Genomic DNA, 25284 nt, shown 5'->3' with positions numbered 1-25284 from the left:
CTAGAATGCTATAGTGATGCGGGCGGCTCAGGCTGCGCTCTCGCGCCGGCCTGGACGCGGCCGCTCGCGTGCGGCGCGCCGACGGAGGAAATCGGCGACGCCCATAGGATTTGTCGCCCGCCATTGTGCGGCGCACAGTCCCGCTGGACGGAACGGCGTTTCATCGCTAGGACGTGCGGCTATCCCGGAGAATGTCAATGGCGCGCACGCGCATCTGTCTCGCACGGCACGGCGAAACCAATTGGAATCTCGAGAGGCGCGTTCAGGGGCAGCTGAACATCCCCCTGAATGTGAGAGGACTGGCGCAGGCCGAGGCGCTGGCGCGCGAGCTCGACTCCACCCGTTTCGACCGCATCTACAGCAGCGATCTCAAGCGCGCCGTGCAGACCGTCACGCCGCTGGCGCGCCGGCTCGGCCTACCCATTGAGACGAGCGTCGCGCTGCGCGAGAAGGACGATGGCGACTGGCACGGCATGACTTTCGACGATGTCGACCGCGCCTTTCCGAGCGAGCACGCCAAGCATCGCCAGCGTCAGGCGGATTTTCTCATTCCCGGCGGCGAGACGCTCTCCGCTTTCGCCGCGCGCGTCGGCGATGAGCTGACCGCCATAGCGGCGCGGCATCCGGGCGAGACAGTGCTCGTCGTCGCCCATGCCGGCGTGCTGGACATAGGCTATCGCCTCGCTGCCGGCCTTGGCCTTTCCGAGAAGCGTGATCCGCCTGTGCTGCACGCCGCGCCCAATTGGTTCCTCTATGAGGACGGACGCTGGACGCTCGAGCGCTGGGCGGAGGAGGGCGCGCGCGCGCGCGTCGTCATGCCCTATGACGGGCGCAAGCTCGAGCGCCGTCCGGCCGCGCGGCTGCTGCCGCTCACCGCCGAGAATCGCGTTCTGCTGTTCCGCTATTCGACGCGCCTGTCGCCGGTGTTCGTGGCGCATGGACATTCGCATTTCTGGGGCTCGATCGGCGGCGCTTTGGAGCCCGGCGAGACCTTCGACGCCGCCGCCCGCCGCGAGCTCGCGGAGGAGACCGGGCTCACCGGCGTCGAGATCGGCGATATCGTCTTCTCGCGCGAGTTTCCGATGCAGCTCGGCGAGGATTGGTTCCAGGCGGACGAGCGATTCTACGCCATTCGCACGGGCGAGTTCACGCCGGATACGCGCGGCTTCACCGAGATAGAGCGCAGCGACGTGCTCGGCTGGAAATGGTGGAGCGCGGAGGAGATCGCCTCGACGCAAGAGCTGGTGTTCCCCGAGGCGCTCGACTGGCTGCTGGGCAAGCTGCAGAGCTGATCTTCGCCGAAAGGCTCGCGGGGTCCGAGACATTTCGGACCGCGAGCCTTCAGGCGCGCATTCCTCAGTCGAAATCCGCGGCGATGAATTCCGGCAGCGCCTCCGCGCGAACGGAAAAATTCGCGAGCGCCGGATAATCGGCGGGTTCGAGGCGATCGCCGAGCACGAAGCGCGAGAAGCGCCAGGCGACGGCCGTCGTTATATCCGGCTGCAGCAGGCGCGCGCCGAAGAGAAAGCTCTCCCCGACCTCGGCGACCTCTTTTTCCAGCAGGCGATAGGCCGCCAAAAGCTGGCCTTCGACGCGCTCGACCCAGGGCTCGTGCCGCCTCTCGTCGGGCCGCTTCGACTCATAGACGAGCTGCACGGTCTTCTCATTCGCCGCCAGCGCCAGCCCGATGATTCGTTGCGCGCGCAAGAAATGCTCCGGCCGTTCCGGCGTGAGCCTCCGCTCGGCGGGGACGAGGCGTTCCAGATAATCGAGGATCAGAGTCGAATCGAGCAGCGTCACCCCTTCGTTGGTGATCAGCGTCGGCGCCTTTACGATCGGATTAATTCCGGCGAAGGCGTCGAAATCGCGAAACACCGACAATGGCTCATGCACGAAGGGCAGGCCGAATGCGTTCAGCGATACGGCGACGCGTCTGACATAGGGCGAATCCAGCATTCCGATGAGACGCATTTTCAAAATCCTTCTCGCTCGCCCCGGCCCGAGATGCGATCATCGCGACAAATGCGATAATTCCGAGACAATTGCGGTTTTTGCGCATTGGACGAAAATCAGCAATCCTTGCAACGCGCCCGGCGCGGCGCTGATTTATTCGTGAAATCCATGAAGCAGACGACACGCAATGATTATGCGCGGCGCATCGCGCGCGTCACCGAGGCGATCTTTCGCGATCCCGCGCGAGCGCGCGCGCTCGAGGAGTGGGCGGCGCTCGCCAATTTTTCGCCCTTTCATTTTCATCGCGTCTATCGCGCCATGCAGGGCGAAAGCATCGCCGACACGATTCGCCGCGCCCGCCTCACCCTCGCCGCGCGGGCGCTGGCGATGAGCGCGCGCAGCGTCACCGATATCGCATTGGAAGCGGGCTATGAGAATGCGCAGAGCTTCGCGCGCGCCTTTCGCGGCTTCGTCGCCATGAGCCCTACGCAGTTTCGCGCGACGCATCGCGCCGCCGCCGATTTCACTTTGCCTTCCCCCATCGTCGTCATGAGAAAGGACGCAGCCATGAATGTCGAGATCGTCGAGCTGGCGCCGATCCGCGCGCATCTCCTCGAGCACAAGGGGCCGGTGGCGTCGATACCGGAGACATGGGCGAGCCTGTGGCGCTGGCATATGCAGGCGGGCCTCGCCGGGCGGGCGCTCTATCCGATCGGCGTCTGCTATGGCGACCCGGAAGAAGATTGCGGCTTTCGCTATTGCGCCGGCCTGGTTTTTCCAGATGGCGTCGCGGCCTCGGGCGAGGTGACGATCGCCGAGATTCCCGGCGGGCGCTACGCCTCCTACCGTCACATCGGCCCTTATAGCGGCATCGCCGTGGCCTTTCAGAGGCTCTATGGCGAATGGCTGCCGACGAGCGGCCATGAGCCTGACGATCGGCCGGCGCTCGAGATCTATCGCAACACGCCTTATGACGCGCCGCCCGAAGGGCTGATCACCGATCTGCTCATTCCGGTGAAGTGATCAGCGCGCCATACGAAAGCGCAATATGCGGCTCTCGCCGACGTCGAAAAACTGAATGCGCTTGCCGCCGGCGCGTTCGGCGGTCGTCGGCCAGAAGGCGCACGCCGCCGCATTGTCGCGATGGAAAGAGAGCTCCCACCAGCCGGCGCGCGTGCGAAAGGCTTGGCGCGCCGCCGCGCCGCCGCAGCCGCCGCGGCGCAGATGCGGCAGCACGTAGAATTCCGCTATGGAAGCTTCGACCGGATAGCCGGAGATAGAGATGGCGTTGACGAGGGTGAAGCCGGCGGCGACGCCATCGGCTTCGATCACGTAAGGAGAGCGACGCGGCTCGCGCCAATAGGAATCGAGAAAAGGATAATTGTCGGGCTCGTCATAGCCCCAAGGGCCGAGCTCGATGAGATAGCGCCGCAGCAGAGCGGCGATCTCTCGCTTTTCCTCGAGCGGCGCGAGCCGCAGTCGCACGTCCATGATGCGCTTTCCTCTTGCGCCTCACGGCGCGGGATTGCTGTGCAGCTGATGAATCTCGTCGATGCGCGCTTCGATCTCCTGCGTGATCGTCACCTCGACCGAATCCAAATCTTCCTGCAATTGCGCCATCGTCGTCGCGCCGATGATGTTCGACGTCACGAAGGGACGCGAGGTGACGAAGGCGAGGGCGAGCTTCGCCGGCGACACGCCGATCTCTTTCGCCAGCGCGAGATAGGCGTCGATCGCCTGCGTGACGCCGGGCTTCTCATAGCGCTGGCCGCGCTCGAACAGAGTGGTGCGCGCGCCGGCGGGACGCGCGCCATTCTGGTATTTGCCGGTGAGATAGCCTTGCGCCAGAGGCGAATAGGCGAGAAGCCCCACATCTTCGCGCGTCGCGAATTCGGCGAGGCCGATCTCGAAAGTGCGATTGATGAGGTTGTAGGCGTTCTGGATCGAGACGACGCGCGGCCCATGGCCTTTCTCCGCCGCGCTCAAAAAGCGCGCGACGCCCCAGCTCGTCTCGTTCGACAAAGCGACATGGCGAATCTTGCCGGCCTTCACCAGATCGGCGAGCGCTTCCAACGTCTCCTCGACGGGAATTTCATCGAGTTTCGGCGGCGCGCGATAGATGGTCCCGCCGGCGCCGAACAGCGGCAGCGGGCGATCCGGCCAATGCAGCTGATAGAGATCGACATAATCGGTCTGCAGGCGCTTCAGCGATCCGTCGATCGCATATCCGATGTTCTTGCGATCGAGCCTGGTTCCCTTGCCCTCGGGACGCAGATAGGCGCTGTCGCTGCGGCCGGAGACTTTCGTCGCCAATATCACTTTGTCGCGGTTCTTTCGCGCCGCGAGCCAGGAGCCGATGATGCGCTCGGTCGAGCCCTGCGTCTCGGCGCGCGGCGGGATGGAGTAGATTTCCGCCGTGTCGATGAAATTGACGCCGCGATCGAGCGCATAGTCGAGCTGCGCATGTCCCTCCGCTTCGGTGTTCTGCTGGCCCCAGGTCATGGTGCCGAGCATGATCGCCGACACGCGAAGATCAGTGCGGCCCAATTTGCGATAGTCCATTGTCTTCGACCTTTCGTCTCAGGCGTTCTGCGTCGTCGCATCGCCGACGATGCGGCCGAGGCCGTTCGGAATGCGTGGGCTGGGCAGAACATAACGGTTGCGGTCGCGCACCATTGTGGCGACGCCCGCGAAGTCGAGCTTGCCGGAGCCGAGCAGCGGCAATTTGTCGACGATCATGAATTCCGCCGGAACCATCAGCTCTGACGCGCCTTTCGATTTGGCGAAGGCGAGGAACTCGGGACGTGTGGCGTCCTTTTGCTGCGTCACCAGCACGATGCGCTCGCCCTTGCGCGGATCGAGCTCGCGCGCCGCTGCCGACAGCGAATTGGGCCACAGCTCCGCGGCGAGCGTCTCCACAGCGGCGAGCGAGATCATCTCGCCGCCGATCTTGGCGAAGCGCTTGGCGCGGCCCTGAATTTTTATATAGCCCTGCGCATCGACGGTGACGATGTCGCCCGTGTCGTGCCAGCCTTGCGCCGGCGGCACGAGCACGCCGGGATTATCCGCCAAAAGATAGCCGAGCATCACATTGGGGCCGCGCACGAAGAGACGTCCGCCCTCGGCGACGCCGGGAACAGTCTCGAGGCGCAGCTCCATGCCCGGCAGCAGCCGGCCGACGCTGCCGAAGCGGTTGAACATGGGCGTGTTGAGCGCCAACGCCGGCGCCGTCTCGGTGACGCCATAGCCCTCGAGAATGCGAATGCCGAATTTCTCGAGATAGACGTCGCGCGTTCCCTGCTTCACCGGCTCGGCGCCGGCGATGACATAGCGCAGCGAGCGGAAGTCGTAAGAATGCGCGACGCGCGCATAGCCGTTGAGGAATGTGTCGGTGCCGAGCAGCACTGTGGCGTTGGCGTTGTAGACCAGCTCCGGCACGATCTTATAGTGCAGCGGCGAGGGGTAGAAATAGACCGGCACGCCGGAGACGATCGGCAGGATGAAGCCGACATTGAGGCCGAAGCAATGGAACACCGGCAGCACGCTGAACAATTTGTCGGTGCGGCCGAAGTCTATGCGCGCCGCAGCCTGGGCGGCGTTGGCGAGCAGGTTTTTGTGCGAGAGCACGACGCCCTTGGGCGCGCCTTCCGAGCCGGAGGTGAAGAGAATGGCCGCCGGATCGTCGGGGCTCCGCTTCTCCAGCGGACGCTTGTGGCGCAGCAGAGCGGAGAGCTTGTCGGCGCGCGTGATCTCGCCGCGCACATCCTCGAGATAGACGATGCGGAACTCCTTATCGAGCGCGGCGATCAGCGCGTCGAGCTTGCCCTTCTCCACAAAGGCGCGCGAGGTCAGCAGCGTCGTCGCCTGCGCGGATTTGAGACCCGAGGCGATGTTCGCCGCGCCGGCGGTGAAATTCACCATGGCCGCGACGCGCCCGGCGCCGACGACGGCGAAGATGGTCACGCCGGCGGCGTTGGAATTGGGCAGCATGACGCCGAGCGCCTCGCCCGTTTGCGAAATGCGCTGCAGCTTGCGGCCGAGCGCATGGGCGCCGATCATGATGCGCTTATAGGTGAGCGCGCCGGTGATCGGGTCCTGGATCGCGACGCGGCCGGCGCCATGCTCGCGCGCTGCGTCGACGAGCGCCTGATGCAGCGTGCGGTCGATGGGGCTGGTGCGGAAGACGAGATCGGACATGATCTCATAGAGCGCCGCGCCGGAGGCGATGCGCCGCGCCTTGCCGCGCAATGCGGGATCGACCTCGAGCCGCGTCGGCTCCAGCACGGTGAGAGTGAATTTGGGGAAGAAGCGGCGGCGCGCCTGCTCGCGGGTCAAACGCGAGAACATCGTCGCTTCCGGTCCTTCGATGCGCACTGGCACGACCCAGGCGCCGGATTTTTCCGCGATGAGTCCGGCGCCGTCATAGACCTTCATCAGGCTGCCGGTGACGGTGAGGCGCCCCTCGGGGAAGATGATCAGCGGATCGCCGTTCTTCACCGCATTGACCAGCGTGCGCGTGCCGAGCGGGCGCGTCGGATCGAGCGGAATGGCGCGCACATAGCGCAGGAAGGGCCGCACCCACCATTTCGTCGCGATCGTCGAGTCGATGGCGAAGACGGGATCGACCGGCAGCACGCAGAGAATGGCGGCGGCGTCGAGGAAGCTCACATGATTGAGCGCGATGATCGGATTCTTGCCCGCCCTGGCGAAATTGCCGAAGCCTTTCACCTCGAGCCGATAGAAGGCGCGGAAGATGATCGACAGGGCGTCACGAAAAGGGGAGACGACGACCGCTTTGTAGATCCATATCGCAGCGAGCGCCATGAGGACGCCCATGCCGAGGAAGAGATCCGGCACGGAGACGCCCTTGCTCTGCAGCAGCGCGACGGCGAAGGCGCCGCCGGCCATGAAGGCGGCGTTGAGCACATTGACCGCGGCGATGATGCGCGAGCGCTCTTGCGCCGGCGCAAAGGCCTGCAGCGCGGCGAAGCTCGGCACGATCATCAGCCCGCCGGCGATGGCGAGAGAAGCGAGATCGATGGTCACGCGCCAGGCGCCGGAGAGCTCGAAGAATTCGGCGATCTCGAGCGGCGTCGTCGCCTCCTGCGGCGTGAGCGTCGCGAGAGTCCAGCCGAGATCGAGCGAGGCGCCGGCGATGATCGCCGCGCCGATCGCCGCCGGCAGCAGCACGATGCGGCCCGCGAGCAGGAAGGAGGCGAGGCCGGAGCCCACCGCGATGGAGATGGCGAAGACCGCGAGGAACAGAGTGACGACCAGCTCCGAGCCATGCATCACATGCGTCACCAGCGGCGCCAGCAGCGACATTGCGATGACGCCGACGAGCCAGAAAATTCCCGTCACCACGCCGACGCGCCACAGCCGCTTGTCCTTCCACAATTCGCGCAGCAGCACGGCGGTGGAGCGCAGAATATTGGGGTCGATGCGCAGATCGGGCGCGGCGCGCTCGGTGGAGGGAATGAGCCGCGCGGCGCCCCAGGCGGCCACGGCCGCGGCGGTGACGCCGATGGTGGTGATGAGCGGTTCGCCGCCGCCATGCATGGCGAGGCCGCCGGCGATGGTGCCGGTGAGTATGGCGAGGAAGGTCGCGCCTTCCACCAGCGCATTGCCGGCCGGCAATTCCTCCTGGCGCAGATGATCGGGAAGAATGCCGTATTTCACCGGGCCGAACAGCGCGCCGAGCACGCCGAAGGAAAACAGCGCGGCGAAGAGCACGGGAACGGAGGAGAGCGCGAAGCCGGCGACGGCGATCAGCGCCGCGCCCATCTCGACGAATTTCAAGCGACGCGCGACCAGCGCCTTGTCGTATTTGTCGGCGATCTGTCCGCCGAGCGCCGAGAGAACGAAATAGGGCGCGATGAAAATGGCGCCGGCCAGCGTGACGAGCGACTCGCCCTCATGCCCGCCGATCTTGAACAATATGAGCAGAACGAGCGCGTTCTTGAGGAAGTTGTCGTTGAAGGCGGCGAAAAACTGGCACCAGAACAAAGGTGCGAAACGTTTGGTGAGGAGCAGATGATCGGACATGGGTGAATTCCGTCGGCGCGCGGCGAGAACATGCAGGTTTCGCCGATTCTGTTTAAGGATGGGTTGGTCGGCAGGCGTTGCGCGCCCGCACATACTACGCCGCGGGCGCGGCCCGCGGCGATGAGATTCTCGGGAGCTGGCGGCCCCCTCCCTCACCCTCCCCCGCTTGGCGGGAGAGGGAAAGCGGCACGTGACGCGAAATTTTCGATGAAGCGCCGAGTCTGCCCCCTCTCCCGCGAAGCGGGGGAGGGTCGGGGAGGGGGCGCGAGCGCGCGCACTGTCATCGAAAAGGCGGCTTGAACATTCGTGGCCTCCTGTTATGAACATCGTTCAGGCGTGACCATAGCACGATCTGAACAGCGCTCAAGAGAAAAATGAACGACGTTCAAAAAACTGAATCCGAATCCGCGGAACGCCCCGGCGCCAAGACCTCAGCGCGCCGCGCCGATCTGCGCGCGCGGCTGGTGGCGGCGGGCCGCGCGGCCATAGCCGAGGGCGGGCTGCAGAATTTGAAGGCGCGCGATCTCGCCGCCGCCGCGGGCTGCGCCGTCGGCGCGATCTACAATGTGTTCGACGATCTCGACGATCTGATCCTGCGCATCGGCGCGGATACGCTCGCGCGTCTGGAGCAGGGCCTCGCGGCGCCGCCCGGCCCGGCGCCCGAGCCGGCGGAAGAGCTGCTGCGGCTGTCGCGCTTCTATCTCTCCTTCGCCCGCGCCAATAAGGCGCTGTGGCGGGCGCTGTTCGAGCATAGGCTCGCCGGCGGCCGCGCCGCGCCGGCCTGGTATCTCGAGGATCAAGGTCGGCTTTTCGCTTTGGTCGAGGCGCCGTTGGCGCGACTGCTGCCGGAGGAGCCCGCGGCCTCGCGCGTCCTGCTCGCGCGCACCCTGTTTTCCGCCGTGCATGGCGTCGTCTCGCTGGGCCTCGAGGAGAAGCTCGCGCCAATGTCCGAGGCGGCGCTGGAGGGCGAGCTCGAGCGGCTGGTGCGCGCCTTCGCGGCTGGATCGACCGCGCGGCCCTGCGGCGAAGCGTCCCGAAAAGACTGATTTCGAGCTATGGCTTGCCTTCCAGAGCCCGACCTGAAATATCGGGTTTGGGAAGTTTAAAAGGCGCCCCGATCCATGCTGCTGTTTCTGCTCTTTTTCGTCGCAATGTGGGCGGGCGCGCAAAATGCGCTGGCCGGCGGCGGCTCCTTTCTCACTTTGCCGATGCTCATGCTCACCGGCATGGACGCCCGCGCCGCCAATGTCACATCCTGCGTCGCGCTGTTTCCCGCGCAGGTCGCCACCGGCTGGACGGGCCGCGATCTCTCGCGCGGCGCGGCGGGCCTCGGCCTGCGCACGCTGTTCATCATCAGCATCGTCGGCGGGGCGGTCGGCGCGGTGATCTTGCTGCTGACGCCGCCCGCCTTCTTCGCCAAGCTTGTGCCCTGGCTGGTTCTGTTCGCGACCGTGGTGTTCGCTTATGGCAGCTTTCTGCGCAAGCCCGGCGAGGCCAATGCGCATCTTTCGACGCGCGGCGCCGGCGTGGCGCAATTCCTCATCTCCGTCTATGGCGGCTATTTCGGCGGCGGCATCGGCTTTCTGATGGTCGCGGCGCTGACCATGGCGGGGCAGAATGTGCGCATCGCCGCCGCGACCAAAAATGTGCTCGCCGCGGTGATGAACGCCTCGGCCGTGGCGATATTTCTGTTCTCGCCGGATCTGCACCTTCTCCAGGCGCTCGTCACCTCGCTCGGCGCCACGATCGGCGGCGTGGCCGGCGCGCGCATGTTGCATCACATTCCAGACAAATGGCTGCGCATCATCGTGGTCGTCATTGGCGCGCTCTTGACCTTCGGCCTGTTCCAGCGCGCGCCGTGAGGCGTTTCTCCTCGCGCCGTCGTGACGGGAAGGCACGGCTGGTCGGCGGCAGCCGCCTCCTTATCTAACCACATCGGCGAAGCGCCGGCGCATAGGCCGCGGCGCGAAAAAGTCGATGGAGGCCGAACTGTCCGACAATCGCAATAGAAGCGCCGCTGTGGCGGCCGCGACCCCGACCGCCGGCGAGGATTACGACAAGCTCGGGCGCGACGCGCTCGTCTCGCTACTGCGCAGCGTCATCGAGCAGCGCGACGACGTGCTCTCCAAATATGAGTCGATGGCGCTGCAGGTCGACGAATCGACCCGCGAGATCGACGACGCTCAGCTCGAGGCCAAGCGCAACGCGCAAAAGGCCGAGGGCGGCCTGCGCCAGGCGCAGGAGGCGGAAAAGCGCGCCGCCGCTTTGCAGCGCCAGCTCGACGACGAGCGCCGCGCCAAGTCGACGCTCGCGGGAGAGTTCGCGCGTTACCGCGACAAGGTGACGAGCACGCCGGTGGACGAGCCCTGGAACCAGCTCTGGCGCGCGATCTCGCAGATCGTCGCGGACGCCGTCGCCTGGGCGCGGGCCAAGATTCCGGCGGACAGCCAATTCCTGCCCTGGTTCGACAAGGGCGTCGATTTCGCCAAGGCGACGGGCCGGCTGCTCGGCGAATGGAGCGTCGCGCTCTATGATTGGGGGCGTCCGCGCGCCATCGAGGGCTATGAATGGGCCAAGCCGCGCGCGATCGATCTGTGGAAAAGGGTGAAAACCGAGATCGAGCGGCGGACCGGCCCCGCAAAATCGTGATCGGCGCCGAAAATCACCGAATTTCCAAGCGCGGACACGGCTGGAAATGCCCGCGCCAATGCGTTAGATTCGCGGCATGTACGCCCGTTGCGCCGTCGTCGCCGTCACCATTCTCGCCACGCTCGGCCTCGCCTCGGCGGCGCAGGCGGCGGCCGCGCGCGGCGCAGTTCTCGCCTGCCGCGATCAGGCGGACATAAAACGCGCCTTTCGTCCGGCCGCGGACAAGGCGGCCAAGGACGACCCCGCCTATTTCCGCGGCAAGCTCCAGGCCGGCCAATGCGTGCAGCTCATGCGCGATCAGAAGGTTGACGTCGATCAGCGCGACGGCCCGCTGTGGTGCGTGCGCCCCTCCGGCGCGCTGGATTGCTTCTGGACGATCGATCGGGCGATCGATCTCTACCCCGCGCCGCCGCCCCAGCCGGGCGAGCAGCCGTCCAAGAAAAAGGGCTGAATCGGCTTCCTGCGACGCGGCAACGCGCTTCCCTCGAGTTGGTCTGCGGCCTCTCGACTGGTAGAACTGTGCCGGTTACGTAATGATTCTCGCCCCAGGGAGCGACGGAAGCCATGATCCAGCCGACGAAATGGTGGATCGGCCTGCCCGTGCTGGCCGCTTTGTTCACGATCGTCGCGACGTCGGACGTCGAGAAGATCGAAAAAGATTTGGGCGATCGCGTCCGCGCGGCGCTCGACAAATCCCCCGGCGCGATCGAAGGCGCAAGCGTCGCCGTGGACGGGCGCGACATTCGCCTGTCCGGCGTCGTCCTCTCGCCGGCCGCCGTCGCCGAAGCCGTCCGGACCGTCGAATTGCAGGAGGGCGTGCGCTCCATCTTAGACGCCACCACGCCCCCGCCTCTCGCCAAGCCTTTCGTCTTCGCGTTGGAGCGCAAGGGCAAGACGCTCGCTCTCTCCGGCAATGCGCCCGTCCCCGGCGAGCGCGCGGCCGTTCGCGACGCGGCGGCGGGCAAGGGCCTCGAGCTTTCCGACACGTCCATCTCGGCGCTGGGCGCGCCCAAGAATTACGCTGCGCTCACATCCTATGGCGTCGCTCTGCTGGACGCCATCGGCGACGGCAGAGTGTCGGTCAGCGACGCTTCGCTTTCCGTCACCGGCGCCGCCGCCAGCTTCGAGGGCTATGATCGCGCCGAGGCGGCGCTGAAAGCCCCGCCCGAGGGCGTTGTGGTAAAGGCGGAGATCGCGCCGCCGCGCGTCTCGCCTTTCGTCTGGAGCGCCGCCAAGGCCGGCGAGATCGTCTCGCTGTTCGGCTATGCGCCGAGCGAGACGACGCGCGAGACTCTCATCGCCGAGGCGGCCAGTCTCGGCAAGGCGAGCGATCAGACGCGCGTCGCCGGCGGCGCGCCCGGCGATTTCGCCGCAGCGGCGAGCGCGGCTCTGCACGAGCTCGCGAAGCTGTCGAGCGGCAAGGCCTCCATCGCCGATGGCGTCGTCTCCATCGAAGGCTCGGGCAAGACCAATGTCGGCGCCTCTGCCGTCGAGGCGAGCCTGCGCTCGGCGCTGCCGAAGAGCTTTGGCCTCGGCAAGGTGAGCGTGGCGGCGGGCGCGGTCTCGCCTTTCGTGCTCACCGCGCGCAAGCAGGAGAGCGGGCTCTCGCTCGCCGGCTTCGCGCCGGACGCGGCGACGCGCGCGCGCATCGCCGAGCAGGCCAAGCGTGATTTCGGCGATGCGGTGGAGGTCGATCTCGCAATAGCCGATGGCGCGCCCAAGGGCTTCGCCGAGGCGGCGAGCGCGGCTCTGCGGGCGCTGGCGCGGCTCGACTCCGGCGTCGCGGCGCTCTCCGACCGCAAGCTGGCGGTGGAAGGCGCGGCCTATAACGCCAAGGCGCAATATGACATTCGCGCGCGCCTCTTCCGCGAGCTGCCGGAGGGCTATGAGCACGCCGCGCGGCTCGGCCTCGCGACGAAGGACGAGATTCCGCCGACACAGCTCTACGCCGCTCTGTCGGAGACCGCGGCCAAAGGGCTCTCCTTCGGCGCGGACAACACGATTGCGGAAACATCCTTCCCAGTCGTCGACGCTCTCGCTTTCGTGCTGCTGCGCAGCCCGGGCGCGGCCGTCGATATCGTCGGACTTTTCGCGGGCGCCGGCTCGAATGCGGAGAATGAGGCCATCGGCCTCCATCGCGCCGAGGCGGTTCGCGCTTATCTCATCGAGGCGGGCGTCGAAGCGGCGCGACTCTCCGCCTCGGGCGCTGCGGCGGTCGACGAGAGCGGCCGTCGCATCGAATTCTCGATCCGGTGATCCGGGGCTTTCGAGGGAGAACACCCATGTTCTATCTGCTCGCCGCCTCCACGCAATGGCTCGCCGCCGCGCTCGCGCTGGGGCTCGTCATCGGCTTTTGGACGACGAAAAAAGAGGCCGGCGCGATATTCGCCGGCCATGGCGTCGTGGTGGCCTCGGCCTTCGCGCTCGCCGGCGGCTTTTTGCTCGCCAATCTGCAGACCATTCCCGGCCGCAACGGCCTCCTCTTCGAATTGGGGCTGCTGCTCGCCACGGCCTATCTGATCGGCCTGCCCTTCGGCGGCGGCGTCAGGCTGCTGTTCGGGGCCGCCGCTCCCGCCGCGCCGGCGAAGCGAAAGCCGCATGCGGATGTCTCCCATGTGGCGCTTCGCGGCGCCGCGGCGACGCTGGTCGAGAATGCGCCGGGTCCTGCTCCCGTCGCCGTGGACCCGATCGCCGCAGCCGAGCCGCCCGCGCCCGAAACCGCGCTCACCGAGGCTCCGGCTCCGGTCGCCGAGCCGCGGCGTCGCGCCGGATCGCCGCGTCCCGCTGAGAACGAGCGCAAGGCGCCGGGCCAGCGGCCGGAGGGGCTGCCGGAACCGCGCGGCGGCCGCGCCGACGATCTCGCCAAGATCAAGGGCCTCGGGCCGAAGAGCGTCGAGAAGCTGCACGGGCTCGGCGTCTATCATTTCGATCAGATCGCCGGCTGGTCCTCCGAGAATGTCGCCTGGATCGGCGCGACGCTCGCGGTTCCCGGCCGTCCCGAGCGCGGCCGCTGGGTGGCGCAGGCCAAGGAGCTCGCCGCCGCCAGGAGCGCCCCGGCCGCAGAGCGGGCGCAGGCGCAATGAGAGGCGGGCATCTTCTCGGAGCGTCGCTGCTGCTCTGCGTCGTCGCTGCGGAGGCGCCGGCGCAGGACATGCTGCGCAATGTCGATCTCGCCCAACCCGCCTATTCGCAGTCTGAGTTCACGCGCGCCGACATAGAGGCGCGGCTAGCGGCGACGAAGCCGGGCGAGACGCTCGATCTCTCCATGCGCAGCCTCAACGGGCTCGATCTCTCCGGCCTCGATCTCTCCGGCGTCAATCTGCGCGCCGCGCGGCTGGTGAAGGCGCGGCTCGCCGGGGCCAAGCTCGACGGCGCCATTCTCGATCAGGCCTGGCTGCTCGAGGCCGATCTCTCCGGCGCCAGCCTGCGCGGCGCGCATGTCTTCGCGACGCAGCTGCAGCGCGCCCGCGCCGAGGGGGCGGATTTTTCCAAGAGCCGCGTGGCCGCCGATCTCTCGGGCGCCGATCTGCGCGGCGCCTCCTTCCGCGGCGCGGATATGTCCGCCGATATGAAGAACCAATCCATGGGGCTGATGCGCGCCGTTCTGCGCTCCGCCCAGCTCGACGGCGCGCATTTCGACGGCGCCGATCTCTCCCGCGCCGACATGCGCTATGCGCGGGCGCCGGGCGCGATCTTCGACAAGGCCTCGCTGAAGGATGTCGACGCCGCCGGCGCGGATTTCACCGGCGCCCGCTTCGAGGGAACCAAGGCCGAGGGCCTGTCGCTCGATTCCGTGAGGATCGACAGAGGCGTAGCCGCGACGCTGAAGGGCGCGGTCGATCTCGATCGCGCCTATCTGCAATAGCTTTGGAAACGCGCCGAGGCGAAAGACTATAGGGGCGGGGGCTGCCCGATCGCGCCGCCGCCATAGATGAACGAAGGGCGATGACAAGAGAACCCTTCCGCATCGGCGTCGATCTCGGCGGCACCAAGACCGAGGCGATCGCCATGGGTCCCACGGGCGAGACGCTGGCGCGTCGGCGCGCCCCGACGCCCGCTCATGATTACGCCGCCGTTCTGGCGACCATCGGCGGCCTCGTGCTCGACCTCGAGCGCGAGATCGGCGGGCGCGGCAGCGTCGGCGTCGGCACGCCGGGCGTGATCTCGCCGCGCACCGGCCTCGTGAAGAACTCCAACACCACAGGGCTCAACGGCAGGCCGCTCGACAAGGATCTCGAGGCGCTGCTCGAGCGCCCGGTGCGGCTCGAGAATGACGCCAATTGCTTCGCCCTGTCGGAGGCAGTCGACGGCGCCGGGGCGGGGGCGCGCAGTGTTTTCGGCGTGATATTGGGGACCGGCGTCGGCGGCGGCATCGTCGTCGATGGCGAGGTTCTGCAGGGCGTCAACAAGGTGGCGGGCGAATGGGGCCATACGCCGCTGCCCTGGATGACGCCGGACGAATTTCCCGGGCGCCTCTGCTATTGCGGCCATTACGGCTGTGTGGAGACCTTTCTCTCCGGCCCGGCGCTCGCCTTCGATTATGGCCAGCGCAGCGGCGCGCAGGCGAATGGCGAGGAGATCGCCGCGCGCGCCGCAGCGGGCGAGGCGGCGGCGCGCCATGCGCTAGAAGTCTATCGCGACCGCCTGTCGCGCGCGCTGGCGGGCATCGTCAATCTGCTCGATCCGGATGTCATCGTGCTCGGCGGCGGCGTATCCAATATCGATTTCATCTATGAGGGTCTGCGCGATCTGGTCGAGAAGCAGGCGTTCTCGGACGCCATCGACACGCGCATATTGCGCAATGTCCATGGCGACTCGGGCGGCGTGCGCGGCGCGGCTTGGCTGTGGGGCGGGCCGGATCGCGGGAGCTGATGCGCTTTTCCTGATAGGATGAGCGGCGTTCCGTTTCTCGGGGGCTGTTCATGTCCAATTTGCGAACGATCGAATTGAAGGCATTCGTTCCTGCGAAGGATTATGAGCTCTCCAAGCGCTTCTATCAGGATTTGGGCTTCACGCTCGCCTCCGACGGCGACGGCGTCGCCTATTTCCATCACGAGACTGTGAGCTTCCTGCTGCAGAATTTCTACGTGAAGGAATTCGCCGAGAATTTGATGCTGCATCTGCTCGTCGAGGATGTCGACGCGTGGCGGGCGAAAGTCGAGGAGGTGGGAATCGCCGCGCGCTATGGCGTCGCGGTTTCAGAGGTGCGGCTCCAACCTTGGCGTATGCGAGATTTCACGCTGCACGATCCATCGGGCGTGCTGTGGCGCATCGCGCAGAATGTGGAGTGAATGCGGCTCGCGCTTCAGCGCGTGAATTTTCATCGCGGCTAACAGGAAGCTGCCGAGAGCGAACTGCGTCATGATTGGCCAGTGGAGAATATCGACCTTCAAATTGGCGGCCTTCGTCGCGATCTTTGCTGTGAACCTCACTCCCTGCAGCGTTGGTGATCGTGAATCATCCGACATACTTGCCACTTGATTGATTACTCGGAGGAGATTTGGACCAATGCAACGAGACGACTTGTCCGAAGTGAGAGAGTTCGCTGATAGGTTGCGAGACAGTCTGCCCACTTCGGTTGACGTGGCCGCGTTGGGTGTAAGATCAAAGGCTCCAATGAAGCTGCTTTGTGCACGAGAAGCCCTGATCTGGCGGACTGAGGAACTGTCGAGAAATGCTTGTGATGCTATCGAACGCAATGACTTTGCGGTGGCGGCCATCCTTTGCCGCGCAATAACCGAAAGTAGTGCGCTTGCTTGGAGGCTCATGGAAGCGCTGGACGATCGGGAGAAGCACTCGGCATCGGAATTTGACGCAATCTTGATGCGCCTGTTGATGGGTTCACGACTGTGGGAGGATTTCCCAGAGGCGTTCAATGTCTTGACGTGTATAGATCGAGTGGACAAGCAAATACCGGGCATCCGAGCTAGCTATGATAGCCTCTGCGAATTTGCGCATCCGAACTGGCGAGGGGTCTTTGGACTGTATTCGGATACCGATTACACGAAAATGGTCACGACGTTTGGTCGGGGAATGAGGGGCGCGGAACAAACGAAAAAAATGCTAATAAACAGTGTGCTGGGTTCTCTCGGGGTGTTCGAGTACGCATACAACCGCATCTCGGATATCATGCCAACGTTCATCGGGGAATTAGACGGTATATGGTCAAATGATGAGGACCAGTCCGCTTTGGAATAGCGTTTAACTTGCGACTCGATTCCTGCAACGAAACAAGGCGTCAAGAAGAACGCCTGTCCGAAGCAAGGCAATCGGGTGAAGAGCAAGCACCCTCGCCCTCATGCTGAGGAGGCTCCGCAGGAGCCGTCTCGAAGCACGAGGGCAAGCTCCAGAAGGCGGCGCATGAAGGTTTTCTCGTCCTTCGAGACGCCCGCTGCGCGGGCTCCTCAGGATGAGGAAACCTTCACCCGATCGCCCTGCTGTAAAGCGATCGCCTGGACATTGCCTCGTTTGCAGTCTGCTTCGTCGCTCCACTCCTCGCGATGGGTCCACCAATTACCCCTCCATCGCCTCCAGCTCCGCGATGAGCCCTTCGATCATCTCGAGGCCTATGCCCCAAAAGGCGGGATCGCGCGCATCCAGGCCGAAGGGCGCGAGCAACTCGTTATAGGGCTTGGCGCCGCCGGCCTCGAGCAGGCCGAAATAGCGCTCGGCGAAACCCGTCTCCGCCTTTTGATAGACGCCATAGAGCGAGTTCACGAGACAATCGCCGAAGGCGTAGGCGTAGACATAGAAGGGCGAATGCACGAAGTGCGGAATATAGGCCCAGAAGGATTCATATCCTTCGCCGAGCCGAATGGCCGGGCCGAGGCTGTCGCTCTGCACGCTCATCCACAGCTCGCAGAGCTTATCGGCGGTGAGCTCGCCATTCTTGCGCTCGGTGTGGACCTTGCGCTCGAAGGAATAGAAGGCGATCTGCCGCACCACAGTGTTGAGCATGTCCTCCACTTTGGCGGCGAGCAAAGCGCGTTTCTTCTCGACGTCGGTCGTTTGCGCCAATAGCGAGCGGAAGGTCAGCATCTCGCCGAAGACGGAGGCCGTCTCGGCGAGCGTCAGCGGCGTCGGCGCCATCAGAGCGCCTTGGCGCGAGGCCAGCACCTGATGCACGCCATGGCCGAGCTCATGGGCGAGCGTCATCACATCGCGCGTCTTGCCCTGGAAATTGACCAGCACATAAGGATGCGCGGAAGGCACGGTCGGATGCGCGAAAGCGCCCGGCGCCTTGCCGGGCCGCACCGGCGCGTCGATCCAGCTCTTATCGAAGAAGCGCGAGGCGATCTCCGCCATTTGCGGCGCGAAGCTCGAATAGGCGGTGAGAACGATGTCGCGCGCCTCGTCCCAGCTGTAATTATGCGAAGGCACGGAGGGCAGCGGCGCGTTGCGGTCCCAATAGTCCAGCGCCTCCTTGCCGAACCATTTGGCCTTGAGCTTGTAATAGCGATGCGAGAGCCGCGGATGCGCGGCTGTGACGCTCGCGACCAGCGCCTCCACCACCTCCGGCTCGACGCGGTTGGAGAGATGGCGCGAGTCGGCGACGTCTTTGAAGCCGCGCCAACGATCGCCGATCTCCTTGTCCTTGGCGAGCGTGTTGGTGACGAGCGCGAATGTGCGCAGATTGGCTTTCAGCGTCGCGCCGACGGCGAGCGCGGCTTCGCGCCGCACCTCCTCGCGCGAATCCTGCATTAGATTGAGCGCAGGCTCGATCGTCAGCTCCTTGCCGCCGATCGAAAAGCGCAGCGAGGCGATGGTCTCGTCGAAGAGACGGTTCCAGGCGGCGCGGCCGGTGACGGATTTTTCGTGGAAGAGACGCTCCAGCTCGTCGGAGAGCTCATAGGGCTTCTCCATGCGAATATCTTCGAGCCAGGGCTTCCAATGCGCGAGCGGCGCCGTCGCCGCGGCGGCGTCGAGAACAGCGTCGTCGATGCGATTGAGCTCGAGCTGGAAGAACAGCAGCTGCGTGGAGATTTCGGTGATCTTGTCCTGAATGTCGCCATAGAATTTGGCGCGGGCCGGATCGGTGGTGTCGCCGGCGTAGATCAGTCCCGCATAGGACATGATTCGGCCCAACAGGTCCTGTAGCGCCTCATAACGCCGCACGGCCTCGCCGAGCGTCTCGCTCGCCGCCGCGCCGCTCGCCAGTTCGCTCAGGCGGCCGCGAAGCTCGGCTGCGAAGGCTAAGGCTTCCTTCTCCGCCGCCGCAATGTCGGCGGCCAGCGCCGGCGAATCGGGCGCGGCATAGAGATCGGCGAGATTCCATTCGGGGAGCGCGGGGCCGGAGCCGCCGGCCTGAGCCTCGGAGGCGGCGTCGCGAAGAGGGGCTTGGACGCAGGCGTGAAGATGCGGCATGGTTCGAACCGGGAGTTGAGGATGAAGGGCGCTTCGCCGAATATCGGGCACGGAACGGAAAAAATGCAAGTCGCAGGCCGCCTGGTCGCAGGCCGCACAGGAGCTTTTCCCGTCCCCGGCCTTCGGATTCGTCCCGACGGCGAGGCTCACGTTAACGGCGCCTTTACCCTGATCTCCGAGCATGGCCGGAAGGTGGCGTCGTCCACGTCCTCTATTGCACGCTGCGGATCGTCGCGATCCGCCCGAGCCCACGCCGCGCAGGCCTAAGAGATTTCAAGAGGATCAATGACTTCTACGATTCTGATCGCCGACGACGATCCGGTCCAGCGCCGCTTGCTCGAGGCTTCGGCGCGGCGCTTCGGCTATGAGGTGGAGACTGTCGAGGGCGGCGAGCAGGCGCTGGCGCGGCTGACGCAGAATGGCGCGACGCCGGTCGATCTGCTGATTCTCGATCTCGTCATGCCCGATCTCGACGGCATGGGCGTGCTCACTCGCATGCGCGACCTCAAGATCGACGTGCCCGTCATCGTGCAGACCGCCAATGGCTCCATAGAGACGGTGATCTCGGCGATGCGCGCCGGCGCGCATGATTTCGTCGTGAAGCCGGTCGGCGCCGAGCGCTTGCAGGTCTCCATCAAGAATGCGCTGTCCGCAGACGCCCTCGCCGGCGAGCTGCGCCGCGTCAATCGCCGCAGGGACGGCGCGCTGACCTTCCGCGATCTCGTCTCGCGCAGCGAGGAGATGGCGCGCGTCATTCGCCTCGGCGAGCGCGCCGCCCATTCCAATATTCCGGTGCTCATCGAGGGCGAGTCGGGCGTCGGCAAGGAGATCGTCGCGCGCGCCATTCAGGGCGGCTCGGATCGCCGCGGCAAGGCCTTCGTCACGGTCAATTGCGGGGCGCTGCCGGCCAATCTGGTGGAATCCATCCTCTTCGGCCATGAGAAGGGCGCCTTCACCGGCGCGACCGAGAAGCATTCGGGCAAATTCCTCGAGGCCAATGGCGGCACGCTCTTCCTCGACGAGATCGGCGAATTGCCGCTCGAGACGCAGGTGAAGCTGCTGCGCGCCTTGCAGGAGGGGGAGATCGACCCCGTCGGCGCCAAGCGTCCGGTGCGCGTCGACATTCGCCTCATCTCGGCGACCAATCAAAATTTGATCGAGCAGGTGAAGCGCGGCCAGTTCCGCGAGGATCTGTTCTACCGCCTCAATGTCTTCCCCATCACCATTCCGCCGCTGCGCGCGCGCCGCGACGATATCGGCGATCTGGCGCGCCGCTTCGCCATCCGCTTCGCGGCGGAGGAGAACAAGCGCCTGCGCGGCATATCGCATGAGGCGACGACGCTGCTCGCCAGCTATGACTGGCCGGGCAATGTCCGCCAGCTCGAGAACGCCGTGTTCCGCGCCGTGGTGCTGGCCGATGGCGACGAGCTGACGGTCAACGAGTTCCCGCAGATCGCCGCCCATGTGGACGGCTTTTCCGCCCGCGTGCCGCCGGCGCCCGCGCCCGTCTCGGCCGGCCCCACGCCGGAGCGGGAGATCGTCCGCGTCGAGATTCGCGATCCAAATGTGATGGCGCTGCTCGGACCGCATGGCGACATGCGCCGTCTCGAGGAGCTGGAGGCCGAGGTCATCAAATTCGCCCTCGTCCATTATCGCGGCCAGATGTCCGAGATTGCGCGTCGTCTGGGCATAGGCCGCTCGACGCTCTACCGCAAAATGAAGGAGTACGGGCTCGGCGAGGAGATGGACGAGAATGTGGACGCCGCCTGAAGAGGCGAAGGCGCCGCGAATTTAGGCGTTTCCCGGCTTGCCCAAGGAACCGCTCGCGGCCATTCTGCGCCCAGAATGCGCCGCGCGCTCTCGGGCGCCGGCGCGCAGAACGGAGACCTTCTCAGTCATGTCCGAGCTCTATGATATCGAAGCGCGCACGATCGACGGCGAAACCGTCAAGATCGGCGACTACGCCGGCAAGGTGATCCTGATCGTCAATGTGGCGAGCAGATGCGGCTTCACGCTGCAATACAATGGCCTCGAGGCGATCTGGAACGAGAACCGCGACAAGGGGTTCGTCATTCTGGGCTTCCCTTGCAACCAGTTCAGCAATCAGGAGCCGGGAACGGACGAGGAGATCAAGACCTTCTGCTCGACCCGCTTCATCGTGACCTTCCCGCTGTTCAGCAAGATCGAGGTGAATGGCGAAAATCAGCACCCGCTCTACAAGCTGCTGAAGGAGAAGGACCCGGGTCCGGCCGAAGACGTGAAGTGGAACTTCACCAAATTCCTCATCGACCGCAAGGGCAATGTGGTGAAGCGCTTCCAGGCGACCAACACGCCGCGCCAGATGGAGCCCGACATTCACGCTCTGCTCGCCGAGGCGTGAGAGGCGGAAAGCGCCCGCCATCGGCTCCCCCCAATGGGTGAAGCCGACGGGCGGAGTGACGAAATCGCGAGTCTGCGCCATATTGGTCGAGTGGGCTCCGCCGATCCGCCGTTCAGCGGCCGGTTCGGGGAGCCCCTCGCGCGCCGCGATCGAGGCGATATGTCGAGAGGTCGCCTCGGCCATGAGCCCTGTCCGCGAGAATCGCGTCCATGATTTCGAAGCGCGTCGCCTGAACGGCGAAAGCGCGAGCCTCGCCGATTGGGCCGGCCAGGCGCTGCTGATCGTCAACGTCGCGAGCAAATGCGGCTTCACCCCGCAATATCAGGGGCTCGAGGCGCTGTGGCGCGCCTATCGCGACCGCGGCTTCGCCGTGCTCGGCTTTCCCTGCAACCAATTCGGCCATCAGGAGCTCGGTGACGAAGCCGCCATCGGCGCCTTTTGCTCGGCGAGCTATGACGTCACCTTTCCGCTCTTCGCCAAGATCGACGTGAATGGCGAGAAGGCGCATCCGCTCTATCGTTTCTTGAAGGCGCAGGCGCCCGGAATTTTCGGCACGCAGGCGATCAAATGGAATTTCACCAAATTTCTCGTCGATCGACAGGGCTGCGTCGTGAAGCGCTATGCGCCGACCGACAGGCCGCAGGCGATCGCGGCGGATATAGAGACGCTTCTGGCGGAGGCTGCATGACCATCGCGATCGATATTGCGCGCCGCGAAAATGGCGCTCCCAAGACCCTCACCTTCGATGTCGTGGTGCGCGATGCGGCGAGCAAGTCGCGCCATCGCGTGACCATGTCGCATGTGCTCGCCGAGCGATTGGGCGGCGGCGTCTCCAGCGCCGAGCAATGTCTCGACGCCGCCTTTCGCTTTCTGCTCGAGCGCGAGCCCAAGGAGCAGATCCTCGGGCAATTCGATGTGAGCGTGATTTCGCTGTATTTTCCGGAATTCGAGCGCGAGCTGCCGAAATATCTGGTGTGAGCGGTCGCGTCTCACCGTCCTGGAGCGTGGATCGTCTCGCCCGGCTTCAGCCGCCGCGGATCGAGCCCCGGATTGGCGGCGAGAATCTCCTTCCAGCGCGCGCCGTCGCCATAGAGCTTCACGGCGACGCCGCGCAGAGTGTCGCCGGCGGCGATGCGATAGACGTCGTCATGCGCCCGATAGACGTCATGCGCCATTGAGCGCGCGCTCGGCCTCTCATCCGCAGGCTTTTGTAGCGGCGTTGTCGTCGCGGCGATGGCCGGGGCGGGCGCGTCCTGCACGTCGAACTCGCCGCGCAGCATGCCCATCCAGCAGCTCCAGTGAATGACGCCGGCCTCGCGCGGCGTGAACTCGATCGTCTGCGCGCCGGGCTTCACGTCGAATTCGAGGGCGAGGCTCGGAACGACGATGCGCTTATTGCAATTGGTGATCTCCTTGCCGTCGATCACCCAATGCACGGGGACGCCCTTGGTGAGCATGAAGCGATTGGGCGAGAAGCCCGCGGCGACGACATCCATCTCGATCGTCTGATAGGCGGCGCGCGGCTGCGGCGCCGAAGCTTGCGGCCCCACAGCGGGCGCGGTTGTGGGCGCAGGGGAGGGTGAAAGGATCGGACGTTCCTCCGCGCCGCGCAATGTTCCGATCATGGATTGCAAATCATAGCCCCAGCCGGTGAGGATCATGCCACGATTGATCATCACCGCGCCGAGCGCCACGACGATCGCGCCGGAGGCCATCAGCAGGCGATGCGTCAGCGAGGCGGAGACCAGCGTCGACAGCGCGCCGAAGCTCAGCATGACGGGCAGCGTGCCGAGCCCGAAGGCGAGCAGCATTTTCGCGCCCTCGAGCGCGCTGCCGGTTCCCGCCGCCATCACATACATCGCCTGCAGAGGCCCGCAGGCGATCATCAGCCCGTTGAAGAGGCCGATGACGAAGGGCCGATGCGAGCCCGACGCGCGCCGATCGACATAGCGCTGAAGGGGCGCGGGCAGGGCGAAGCGAAAGCGCCGCAGCGGCTCGAACAGGCCGAGCATGTTGAGGCCGAAGACGATCAGAAACGCGCCGGCCATGACGCCGGCGACGCCGCGCAGCATGGGCGTGAAGGCGATAAAGGCGCCGACGAGGCCGAACAAGGCGCCGATCGCCGTGTAGGAGATCGTCTTGCCCGCGCCATAGAGCAGATGCGAGCGATAGGACGGACGCCCGCGCCGCGCGTCATCGGCCGTATAGCTCAGCACGAAGCCGCCGCACATTCCGATGCAATGAAAGCCGGTGAGCAGGCCGAGCAGGAAAATAAGCTCGAGGCTCATATGGCGGCCGATATCGGGCGCGCCGGCCTCGCCGATCCAATGCGTGTCGATGAAGATCAGCAGAGCGACGCCCGCGAGGCCGAGGAGGACGCCGAGAATCTTGGCGAGGCGGCCGCCGCCGGGCTCCTCCGTCGAGACGGCGCGATAGCCCTGGCGCTCGACCGTGGCGCGGATCGCCTCAGGCGTGACGGCGGCGGGGTCATAGGCCACGCTCACGCGCTCGGTCGGATAATCGGCTTTCACGCTCATAATGCCGGGGAGCTCGACGACGGCGCGCTCTATGGCGCGCTCGCAGCCGTGGCAATGCATCCCGCGCGCGCGGAAGCCGAGCGTCGCAGAGCCGACGCTCGTGAGCCGGTCGTCCATTCGCCGCTCTCCTTTACAGATCATATCTGTTCGAGCGCAGGCTCGGGAAAAGGCGTCCGCGACGCCGCGGCGCTGCGACCTTTTGTCTCGGCCGCGCGGCGGAGCGCGGCTACGGCGAAGATGACGCTCGGATCAGCGGCCCGGCTCATGATTTCTCGCCATGGCTCATGACTGCATTTAATTTGGCGACTTGGGAATGCTGTCGTAAGGTCATAAAAGCGACACGCGCCGTCGACGCGGGAAATGTGTCTCCCGCGGCCGGCTGACGGTCCGTCGGAGGTCGTCGATGAAAGTGAATTACAAGCCCTTCATGATATTCGCGATAGTCGCGCTGCTCGCTGTCGCTTTGGCCATGCTGTTCGATCAGCGCAACCAGCGCACGGCCGGACGCGACATCAACTTCAGCGAATTGCTGGCGCAGATCGATCTCGGCCGCGTCCATGACGTGACCATCGCCGGCAGCGAGATCAGCGGGCATTTCGCGGATAATCGCTCCTTCACCACTTACGCGCCCAATGATCCGTCGCTGGTGCAGCGGCTGACCGCGAAGAATGTCGCCATCAGCGCGCGTCCAGCGAGCGACGGCGGCAGCTGGTGGATGACCTTGTTCTTGAATGCGCTGCCGCTCATCGCCTTCCTCGGCGTGTGGATTTTTCTCGCCCGCCAGATGCAGGGCGGCGCCGGCGGCCGCGCGCTCGGCTTCGGCAAGTCCAAGGCGAAGCTGCTGACGGAAACGCAAGGCCGCGTCACCTTCGAGGATGTCGCCGGCGTCGACGAGGCCAAGGAAGACCTTCAGGAGATCGTCGAGTTTCTGCGCGATCCGCAGAAATTCCAGCGCCTCGGCGGACGCATTCCGCGCGGCGTGCTGCTCGTCGGACCACCCGGCACGGGTAAGACGCTGCTCGCCCGCGCCATCGCCGGCGAGGCGAATGTGCCCTTCTTCACCATCTCGGGCTCGGACTTCGTCGAAATGTTCGTCGGCGTCGGCGCTTCCCGCGTGCGCGACATGTTCGAGCAGGCGAAGAAGAACGCGCCCTGCATCATCTTCGTCGATGAGATCGACGCTGTGGGTCGTCACCGCGGCGCCGGTCTCGGCGGCGGCAATGACGAGCGCGAGCAGACGCTCAATCAGCTGCTCGTCGAGATGGACGGCTTCGAGGCCAATGAGGGCATCATCCTCATCGCCGCGACCAACCGCCCCGACGTGCTCGATCCGGCGCTGATGCGTCCGGGCCGCTT

The 25284-nt window shown here is 65.5% G+C and carries 23 protein-coding genes; 17 read left to right on the top strand and 6 right to left on the bottom strand.

All coding sequences use genetic code 11. From position 1 onward, the window contains the following. Positions 1–197: 197 nt before the first annotated feature. Entirely contained in the window at positions 198–1292 is a 1095-nt protein-coding gene (locus tag A1351_RS17355) for a histidine phosphatase family protein (RefSeq protein ID WP_064033576.1), read from the top strand. 64 nt (positions 1293–1356) lie between these two features. Here A1351_RS17355 and A1351_RS17350 read toward each other — a convergent pair whose 3' ends face one another. Beyond that, positions 1357–1971 carry a glutathione S-transferase gene (locus tag A1351_RS17350; protein ID WP_064033575.1) on the bottom strand — a complete coding sequence of 205 codons (615 nt, stop codon included), beginning with the start codon at positions 1969–1971 and terminating at the stop codon, positions 1357–1359. A 150-nt stretch (positions 1972–2121) separates the two neighbouring features. Here A1351_RS17350 and A1351_RS17345 point away from each other — a divergent pair, with 150 nt between their 5' ends. Then, positions 2122–2976 (top strand): GyrI-like domain-containing protein, encoded by an 855-nt coding sequence (locus A1351_RS17345; RefSeq protein WP_024880883.1) that lies wholly within the window; start codon positions 2122–2124, stop codon positions 2974–2976. On the opposite strand, the gene A1351_RS17340 is transcribed toward A1351_RS17345, so the two are convergent. From A1351_RS17340 to A1351_RS17330, 3 genes are read right to left on the bottom strand one after another with little or no spacing between them, the layout of a single operon-like run. Then, positions 2977–3444, bottom strand: coding sequence for a GNAT family N-acetyltransferase (locus tag A1351_RS17340; RefSeq protein ID WP_024880882.1), 468 nt, complete (start codon positions 3442–3444; stop codon positions 2977–2979). 21 nt (positions 3445–3465) lie between these two features. Beyond that, positions 3466–4515, bottom strand: coding sequence for an NADP(H)-dependent aldo-keto reductase (locus A1351_RS17335; RefSeq protein ID WP_024880881.1), 1050 nt, complete (start codon positions 4513–4515; stop codon positions 3466–3468). Between the two features lie 18 nt (positions 4516–4533). Beyond that, entirely contained in the window at positions 4534–7998 is a 3465-nt protein-coding gene (locus A1351_RS17330) for an acyl-[ACP]--phospholipid O-acyltransferase (RefSeq protein WP_024880880.1), read from the bottom strand. A gap of 374 nt (positions 7999–8372) precedes the next feature. On the opposite strand from A1351_RS17330, the gene A1351_RS17325 reads away from it, so the two are divergent. From A1351_RS17325 to A1351_RS24875, 10 genes are all read left to right on the top strand, one after another. Continuing rightward, positions 8373–9044, top strand: coding sequence for a TetR/AcrR family transcriptional regulator (locus A1351_RS17325; RefSeq protein ID WP_024880879.1), 672 nt, complete (start codon positions 8373–8375; stop codon positions 9042–9044). A 75-nt stretch (positions 9045–9119) separates the two neighbouring features. Further along, a complete protein-coding gene (locus A1351_RS17320; protein WP_157096363.1) occupies positions 9120–9860 on the top strand; it encodes a sulfite exporter TauE/SafE family protein in 741 nt (246 codons plus the stop codon). Between the two features lie 157 nt (positions 9861–10017). Next, on the top strand, positions 10018–10647 hold the full coding sequence (locus A1351_RS17315) for a hypothetical protein (RefSeq protein WP_026599252.1): 630 nt from the start codon (positions 10018–10020) through the stop codon (positions 10645–10647). Between the two features lie 76 nt (positions 10648–10723). Beyond that, positions 10724–11098, top strand: coding sequence for a hypothetical protein (locus A1351_RS17310; protein WP_024880876.1), 375 nt, complete (start codon positions 10724–10726; stop codon positions 11096–11098). 113 nt (positions 11099–11211) lie between these two features. After that, positions 11212–12903 (top strand): OmpA family protein, encoded by a 1692-nt coding sequence (locus tag A1351_RS17305; RefSeq protein WP_024880875.1) that lies wholly within the window; start codon positions 11212–11214, stop codon positions 12901–12903. Positions 12904–12929: 26 nt separating this feature from the next. Continuing rightward, positions 12930–13730, top strand: a complete 801-nt coding sequence (locus A1351_RS17300) for a hypothetical protein (RefSeq protein WP_064033574.1) — start codon at positions 12930–12932, stop codon at positions 13728–13730. Continuing rightward, positions 13727–14512, top strand: coding sequence for a pentapeptide repeat-containing protein (locus tag A1351_RS17295; protein ID WP_064033573.1), 786 nt, complete (start codon positions 13727–13729; stop codon positions 14510–14512). The genes A1351_RS17300 and A1351_RS17295 overlap by 4 nt, the downstream gene beginning before the upstream one ends. An 80-nt stretch (positions 14513–14592) precedes the next feature. Beyond that, entirely contained in the window at positions 14593–15519 is a 927-nt protein-coding gene (locus tag A1351_RS17290; protein ID WP_024880872.1) for an ROK family protein, read from the top strand. Positions 15520–15569: 50 nt separating this feature from the next. Beyond that, positions 15570–15938 carry a VOC family protein gene (locus A1351_RS17285; protein ID WP_024880871.1) on the top strand — a complete coding sequence of 123 codons (369 nt, stop codon included), beginning with the start codon at positions 15570–15572 and terminating at the stop codon, positions 15936–15938. Positions 15939–16155: 217 nt separating this feature from the next. Further along, a complete protein-coding gene (locus A1351_RS24875; RefSeq protein WP_036308957.1) occupies positions 16156–16845 on the top strand; it encodes a hypothetical protein in 690 nt (229 codons plus the stop codon). A gap of 315 nt (positions 16846–17160) precedes the next feature. On the opposite strand, the gene A1351_RS17275 is transcribed toward A1351_RS24875, so the two are convergent. Further along, the gene (locus A1351_RS17275; RefSeq protein ID WP_024880869.1) at positions 17161–19011 is read right to left on the bottom strand and encodes a M3 family oligoendopeptidase; all 1851 of its coding nucleotides are present in this window, start codon (positions 19009–19011) and stop codon (positions 17161–17163) included. Between the two features lie 285 nt (positions 19012–19296). On the opposite strand from A1351_RS17275, the gene A1351_RS17270 reads away from it, so the two are divergent. The 4 genes from A1351_RS17270 (at position 19297) to A1351_RS17255 (ending at position 22369) form a co-directional block, all read left to right on the top strand. Continuing rightward, on the top strand, positions 19297–20781 hold the full coding sequence (locus tag A1351_RS17270; RefSeq protein WP_024880868.1) for a sigma-54 dependent transcriptional regulator: 1485 nt from the start codon (positions 19297–19299) through the stop codon (positions 20779–20781). Between the two features lie 127 nt (positions 20782–20908). Continuing rightward, positions 20909–21391, top strand: coding sequence for a glutathione peroxidase (locus A1351_RS17265; protein ID WP_018266439.1), 483 nt, complete (start codon positions 20909–20911; stop codon positions 21389–21391). A gap of 181 nt (positions 21392–21572) precedes the next feature. Further along, positions 21573–22079 (top strand): glutathione peroxidase, encoded by a 507-nt coding sequence (locus A1351_RS17260; protein WP_024880867.1) that lies wholly within the window; start codon positions 21573–21575, stop codon positions 22077–22079. Further along, entirely contained in the window at positions 22076–22369 is a 294-nt protein-coding gene (locus A1351_RS17255; protein WP_024880866.1) for a hypothetical protein, read from the top strand. The genes A1351_RS17260 and A1351_RS17255 overlap by 4 nt, the downstream gene beginning before the upstream one ends. An 11-nt stretch (positions 22370–22380) precedes the next feature. Here the strand turns inward: A1351_RS17255 and A1351_RS17250 are convergent, their stop codons facing one another. Beyond that, entirely contained in the window at positions 22381–24045 is a 1665-nt protein-coding gene (locus tag A1351_RS17250) for a sulfite exporter TauE/SafE family protein (RefSeq protein ID WP_064033571.1), read from the bottom strand. Positions 24046–24331: 286 nt separating this feature from the next. On the opposite strand from A1351_RS17250, the gene A1351_RS17245 reads away from it, so the two are divergent. Continuing rightward, on the top strand, positions 24332–25284 hold a 953-nt coding region (locus A1351_RS17245; protein ID WP_157096362.1), incomplete at its 3' end, for an ATP-dependent metallopeptidase FtsH/Yme1/Tma family protein.

It is taken from the genome of Methylosinus sp. R-45379, assembly GCF_001644125.1.
Lineage (GTDB): Bacteria > Pseudomonadota > Alphaproteobacteria > Rhizobiales > Beijerinckiaceae > Methylosinus.
This window is presented reverse-complemented; position numbering and strand designations above follow the sequence as displayed.